Annotated in this window: 2 protein-coding genes; both read right to left on the minus strand. The window is 46.0% G+C overall.

Going from position 1 to position 1,888, the window contains the following annotated elements:
• Positions 1 to 223, minus strand: a 223-nt coding sequence (locus AC1WIP_RS15340) for a hypothetical protein (protein WP_481142643.1), incomplete at its 3' end; no start/stop codon positions are given.
• A gap of 6 nt (positions 224 to 229) precedes the next feature.
• On the minus strand, positions 230 to 1,390 hold the full coding sequence (locus AC1WIP_RS15345; RefSeq protein WP_481142644.1) for an ATPase, T2SS/T4P/T4SS family: 1,161 nt from the start codon (positions 1,388 to 1,390) through the stop codon (positions 230 to 232).
• Positions 1,391 to 1,888 lie beyond the last annotated feature (498 nt).

Here is a 1,888-nt window from a genome sequence, read left to right on the forward strand (position 1 = left end):
CCGCATAGCTTAACTGCCGCTCCAGCAGGAGCAGAAAGGAGTACTCCTTGTGTATCTGCAGAAGATTACGCCTGTTTAGCAGGCTTCGTTTCCTTGCCGCCTCCTCCATGCCGTTTTGCGTTTTCTGCAGAAATGCAGTGATTTCCTCCAGCCAGCGTATCCTCCAAAAAAGCAGGTAAAACCCCAGAAAAATACAGCCAAAAATAATGCTTCTTACACCCATGACCTGTCATAAAATCCTTTCAAAAATTAGTTTTCTTTTTTCCTCATCCCAGCCCTTACAATGAAAAATCTCCATTACCTTGTAGTGCTCCATAAAAATCAGCGTCTGAAAGCAGTCCAGCATCTTCATCAATTCATCTCTGGAATAACGGCTGTCATACATGGCATAATCCACCAGCTTGTCCGGTGCCCGGTCCGCAGAGGGCGCATGAATGGTGGCCGCGCATATCTGCCCTGTATAGGCTGCATTCAAAAGATAAAGGGCCTCCGCTCCCTTCACCTCCCCGATGATGAAAAAATCCACATCCATGGTCAGACCCGCAATGCTGATATGCTTCAAGTCATAGCTCACCTGACTTTCCCCTGTTCCGGGAAGGGAATGGAGAAACATCATATCCGGGTGGAATTTCGTGGTCAGCTCATCTGCCTGCTGGGTCACAAGCACCGCCAGATCATCCGGCAGGGTCTCCTTCAGTGCATTTAACAGCGTGGTCTTCCCTGAAGAATTTCCGCCGCAGATTAAGGTTGAGCTTTTTCGGAATCTTTGAATCAAAAGCTGCGCCGTCTCTAAATCCAGCATATCTTTTTCAATCAATTCTTTCATCTGGGGAAAATTTTTGGGAATTTTGCGAATGCAGAGATAGGGTTCCTTACAGGTATTTACAAGAGGCATGGAAAGCGTAAATCTCAGAATAAAATCCGGATGGCTTTCCGTGTCCGTAAACCTTTGTATGGCGTTGAGATTGGACACATTCACTTGGTTTCTGGTGGCCACATAATCAATAAACTGCCTGTACTCCTTGGGGCTTTGAAATGCGATTCCGGCATCCTGCCGTTTTCCCTCTCGTTTGATGCGGATCTGATCAAAGCTTACCACACGGATATCCGATATCGTGCTGTCGTCTATCAGCGGCGACAATCTGGAGTAGCCGAAAATATACTGTTCAAACAGCCCCAGCAGCTCTTTATCGCCTCCCGGCGTGGGATAATAGACCGCTATGTGTTCCGAGGCCTCCCTCAGAAAATCCTCTTTGCTTAAAAGCCCCCGCTTCATCTGCATCAGGGACGGCTGCTTTCTGGTGGTGTAATCATTTACCAGTGCCTGCAGCTTTTCCTCCATGTCACTGGATACCGGAAGCTGCTGCAAAACGTCATCCTGCGTTTTCATTCTGATACCTCCCCGTCCGCCAAAACGGACATTTCTGCGATATTGACGGCGTTCCCCCAAAATCCATTTCGCGGCGATCATCCAAAAACGGAAAGAAAAAGTACAACGCCGTATAGCTTCATAAAAAATACATTGGAAAATCAGCTGATTCAGCTTAAGAAAAAATAAAATTTGAATGGAAACATTCTTGTTGGTGATTTACAATCTACACCCTGACCGGGTTATTTGTCAACCCCCTATTTTAAATTCTTGCAGGTGACTGCGAAACTCGCTGACAAAGTCACGAAACTGGTCATAATCACCAAAAACGGGTTCCAAAGCAATGCCTCGTCACCCCTATTTTGGTGATTACGCCCAGTGAAACAAAAGGGGGCTATTTTTTGTTTCTTAAATAGCTTATGGCACAGGCTATAATCAGAATGTTGGCAGACAATTCTATAATGGCCTGCAGATAACTGAAAAAAATAGACGCGGTCATGAAATTCCCCTCCTTTACAT

This window comes from Acetatifactor sp. (assembly GCF_982438285.1).